Consider the following 5,061-nt stretch of genomic DNA (forward strand, 5'->3'; position numbering starts at 1 on the left):
CTATTTAAATATATTGAGGTTTGTTTGTTAGTTTTATTTAAGGAATCAACTTTAAGGGTATAGAAACCTAAGTTTACCAATGAATCTAAAATATAATTTATTTTATCTTCCGAATTAGATGTTGAAAACCATACCTGATTGTTATTATATATTTTAAATAAATTTTTTCCTGCTTGTGCATTAAGCAAAAATGGAAATAATATAACTATATAGAGCAGCTGGTATCTCATAAGTTAAGTGTGCAGAACCTCTATTTTGTTTTTTACAAATTTAAAATAAATTATTTTCAATTGATTTTGAAAGAATAAATAAAATTTTCTAAGATAAATATTAATTATGAAGAGAATTTTCTAAAAAATTTTTAACTATAATTATCCATTCATCTGGATATTTTTCTAAATAGCTATGATGTAAGGAATTATCGAAAATTTTAAATTCTTTTTTATCACTTGCAGAATTTTCGAATATACGTTTAGATTCTTCTATAGGTATTCTGGGATCTTTTCCACCACATAATAAAAGTGTAGGTGTGGTTATATTTTTTATAAATTCTTCCGGATTCATAGCAAATGCATTAAATCCATTTAAAGCTCCTCCCCAAAATGTCATCAAATATGAAAATGGCATTCCTATATAATGTAATTTACCTACTCGCGTCTTTACGGCGTCAATCATTTTTCCGTAAGGCGCTTCCAATATAAGACCTTTGACATTTAAATTGTAATCATGTTGAGCTTTGATTATTGCTGCAGCTCCCATTGAAAATCCACATAAAAAAATTGGCTTTTCATTGTATTTATTCGCAATATAATCATAAGCTTGTTTAACGTTGACAGCTTCATAATATCCTATAGTAGTCTGTTTACCGTATGAATTTCCTGCTCCCATAAAATCGACAAGTAATACTTGATATCCTAAATTTAAAAAAGCATATGCTCTATCTAGCATAGACGATTTTTCGGAACGAAATCCGTGAAAAATTAATACGGTTCCAATATATTCGGATTCTGGTTTTAAAAGCCATCCTTCTAAATATTTATTTTTATCTATTACAATTTTTATAGTTTTATATTCCCTATTTGGAAATTTTATAACTCTAGGTTTAGGTAGAGAAACTCCTGTAAATAATGTGGAAAAGCCAATTTTAAAATTGGTTTTAGTATTAGTTTCTTTGCAGTGGGTAAAACTATATGCTTGAATAGCTGAAATATAATTACTTAAAAGAAATAAAAGAATTAATAAAAATCCTATCAGTTTTATGATAGGATTTACTTTATTTTTTAATATTTTAAATAAATACATACCGCAAGATAATAAATAATATTTATCTGGGGATATCTTTCTGCTTGACTATTTATTCGTTTTTCTTTGCAATAAAACATCTACCATATGTTCTTTTCCTAAAAGATGAATTGACTTAACGCTAATAATCCACTTTATAGTTTCGTCCAAATTATTTTGTTTTTTAGTTATATCTTTTTGGTTTATATAATGTAAAAATAAGAATAGTAATGAGAAAAAAAGTAATACTAAAGCTAATACATAGGATGGATTAATTTGCTGATACGCAGTATGTAAAAAATTCTCTCCATAAATCCAATTTATTACTAAAATAATACAAGAAAATATAAAGAGCCCAATGGCAGTCATATAATTTAGTATTGAAAATCGTTTTAATTGTTTAATCTTTTGTTCAGAACTTGCAATCCAAAGATCAAATTCTTCTTCTATCTTTTTCCAGGAGTCAACATTGGTATTTTCTTTAATTAAAGTATAGTTAAACTTACCTAAAGGTATATAAGTTAAAACAATATATTCCCAGCCTAATCCCAAAGCCAATATTAATAAGATAATAATTACTGAAAGAAAGCTATAAAATATGTTTTGAATAATGTTGTAATACAAGCCTAATTCCAAAACGATTATTATCAAAATTGCATAAACAAAAAATTTAAAGGAGCTCCTTTTATTTCTTTTTAAATCTTGATATTTACCATTAACTTTTTCATTATTAATTTCAGAATTATTTTCTTTTTTTTCTTTATCTGGATATATTTTACTCATATTATAAATTTATTAACAAAAATATATATTAATTTAATAAATTCAATAAAAATTATCTTAAAATACCTCCAGTCAACATTCTACCTGAATAAATAGTTTGTCTTCTAGCAGAAAATAATATATTAGGATTTGATACTGTACATAGATTTATAATTTCAATATTATGACTCAGACATCCGCTTTTTTTTAGGAGATATTCATTAGCTTTCCTTAAATCTATATAATATTTTTTAGATTGATGGTTTTTCAAACTTATATTTTCTAGTTCAAATCCGGCTTTAATAAAGGTTTCGGCAACATTTTCATCTACTTCAAAACAATCTTGACAAATGCACGGTCCAATTCCTGATAATATATTTTCAGAATTACAATTAAATTTTTGTTTCATAATCGATATGGTTTTCGAAACAATTTTACGTACAGTTCCCCTCCAACCGGCATGGATGGCTGCAAAAACTTTATTTATGGGATCATAAAGTAAGATAGGTACACAATCTGCTGTGGTAATTCCAATACATATATTTTTTTGATTTGTAATTAATGCATCTGTGTTTTGTAGCATTTCTTGTTGATCAACTTCCGATAAAGCTAAAAGATCATGGTCTATTGTCAGGACTTTATCATCATGATTTTGTATGGGAATAAATAATTTATTTATAGGAATATCTAAATCTGTACATAATCTTCTTCTATTTTCAAGAACGTTTTCTAATTTATCTCCTGAAGTTAAGCCTAAATTGAACGAGGCATAATTTCCTTCACTTACTCCTTTGTGTATTGTTGTAGTAAAATGTTGTAATTCTTTATATACGGATAAAATATTATATTGTATTGAATTATTTAAAAACATATATTTTACTAAGTGCAATCTTGAATACTATATAAATAAATGATGAAACAAAAGCTAAATAAAAATAATACCCGCTGTTATTTAAATATTTTTATCATTTAGACGTGTGATAAATTTTTTCCAAAGAATTTTTTAATGGGCATCAAGCCAATTAGGTCCCACACCTATATCTACAATTAGAGGTACTTCTATTTTAACAGAGCTTTCCATAGTTTTTTTGATAAGTGCTGATACCTCTTTAATCTCTTCATCTGGAGCATCAAAAACCAACTCGTCATGAACTTGTAACAGAAGCTTGGTCCGATATTTTCTTTCGTTTAGCAATTCATGAATCTGTATCATAGCAATTTTAATTATATCTGCAGCAGTACCTTGTATGGGGGCATTAACCGCATTTCTTTCCGCATGAGAGCGTACAACACTATTGCCTGAATGGATGTCGGGAAGATACCTTCTTCTCCCTAATAATGTTTCAACATATCCATTTTTACGTGCTGTTTGTACTTGTTCAGCAATATATTCTTTTAACACAGGATATGCCTCATAATAAGCATCTATTAAGCTTTTAGATTCTGATCTTGATAATCCGGTTTGTTCACTTAATCCAAATGCAGAAACTCCATATATAATTCCAAAATTAACAGTTTTTGCTTGAGAACGTTGTTCTCTAGTTACTTGGCCCATAGGTATATGGAAGACTTTAGAAGCAGTAGCTTTATGGAAATCTTCTCCGTGATTGAAAGAAGCTATCATAGCTGGATCTTTACTCATTGCTGCAATGATACGCAATTCAATTTGAGAATAATCGGCCGAAATAATTTTATGATTTTTGTCTTTAGCAATAAAGGCTTTTCGAACTTCTTGTCCTCTTTCCGTTCTAATAGGAATATTTTGAAGATTTGGATTATTTGAAGCCAATCTACCGGTGGCGGCTACTGTTTGCGCAAATGTAGTATGTACCCTTCCTGTCTGAGGATTTACTTCATTGGGGAGAGCATCAACATAAGTTGATTTTAATTTTTGCAGTTGTCTGTATTCAAGCAACAAATCAATTATTTTATGTTTATGAGCCAACTTTAAGAGAACATCCTCACCTGTTGCATATTGTCCTGTTTTTGTTTTCTTTGGTTTATTTCCAAGTTTTAATTTATCAAAAATAATGTCGCCCAATTGTTTGGGAGAACTGATATTAAATTTTTCTCCGGCTAAGGAATAAATTTCTGTTTCAAGATGGATCAGTTCTTCAACTAATTCCTTAGACATATTATTTAATGCGATGATATCTAAATTAATACCCTCCCATTCCATATCAACCAAAACTTTCATCAAAGGCATTTCTATTTTATCAAATAGTTTTTCAAGATTATCTTGGGTAAGTTGCGGTTTGAATTTATCTTTAAGCTGTAAAGTTATATCGGAATCTTCAACGGCATATTCTTTTTGTTCTTCAATAGGAACTGATGAAAATAATTTTTGATTTTTTCCTTTTTTTCCAATCAAAGATTCTATAGATACTGGTTTGTAATTAAGCTCTGTTTCAGCCAAAATATCCATACTATGTCTTGCATCGGGATTTATAAGATAGTGAGCAATCATAGTATCAAAGAGTGTTCCCTTAACTTCTATATCATATTTTCTTAATACCTTACAGTCATATTTTAAATTTTGTCCAACTTTTAATATGTTTTCATTCTCGAAAAATGGACGCAATAATTCTATAAATTTCTGAGATTTTTCTTTTTCCTTCGGATTGAAAGGAATATAATATCCCTTAGCTTTTTCATAAGAGAAAGAAATTCCGACTAATTCGGCTACCATTGAATTAGTGGAAGTAGTCTCTGTATCAAAAGAAACAATTTTCTGTTTTAAAAGCTTATCAACCAATAATTTTATTGACATATTGGTTTCCATTAGTTGGTACAAATGATCAGTATTCTCGATCGTTTTCCAATGAGAACTTTCATTTATTTCAGGTTGTTGATCAGATAGATCAAATAAAGATCTTTGTCCATTTGCTTTTGTTTTACTGAAAGCTATCGTTTGAGTTTCTTTTTCATTTTCCGATATAATGTTATATGTCTTTTGAAAATTTGAAATCATATTACGGAATTCTAAATCTTCAAAAATTTTGATCACTTCTTCAATAT

General features: G+C 28.2%; 4 protein-coding genes and 1 pseudogene. All 5 read right to left on the reverse strand.

Annotation, left to right across the window (positions count from 1 at the left end; translation table 11 throughout):
- Positions 1-230 (reverse strand): annotated as a pseudogene (locus M3Z80_RS09105) (hypothetical protein); the annotation flags it as partial.
- 100 nt (positions 231-330) lie between these two features.
- Positions 331-1,302, reverse strand: a complete 972-nt coding sequence (locus tag M3Z80_RS09110; RefSeq protein WP_293919302.1) for an alpha/beta hydrolase — start codon at positions 1,300-1,302, stop codon at positions 331-333.
- Positions 1,303-1,350: 48 nt separating this feature from the next.
- Positions 1,351-2,064 (reverse strand): hypothetical protein, encoded by a 714-nt coding sequence (locus M3Z80_RS09115; RefSeq protein ID WP_293919303.1) that lies wholly within the window; start codon positions 2,062-2,064, stop codon positions 1,351-1,353.
- A 52-nt stretch (positions 2,065-2,116) separates the two neighbouring features.
- Entirely contained in the window at positions 2,117-2,914 is a 798-nt protein-coding gene (pgeF, locus tag M3Z80_RS09120) for a peptidoglycan editing factor PgeF (protein WP_293919304.1), read from the reverse strand.
- Positions 2,915-3,046: 132 nt separating this feature from the next.
- On the reverse strand, positions 3,047-5,061 hold a 2,015-nt coding region (polA, locus tag M3Z80_RS09125; protein ID WP_293919305.1), incomplete at its 5' end, for a DNA polymerase I.

Origin of the sequence: Apibacter sp. (assembly GCF_025291155.1) — a bacterium.
GTDB lineage: Bacteria > Bacteroidota > Bacteroidia > Flavobacteriales > Weeksellaceae > Apibacter.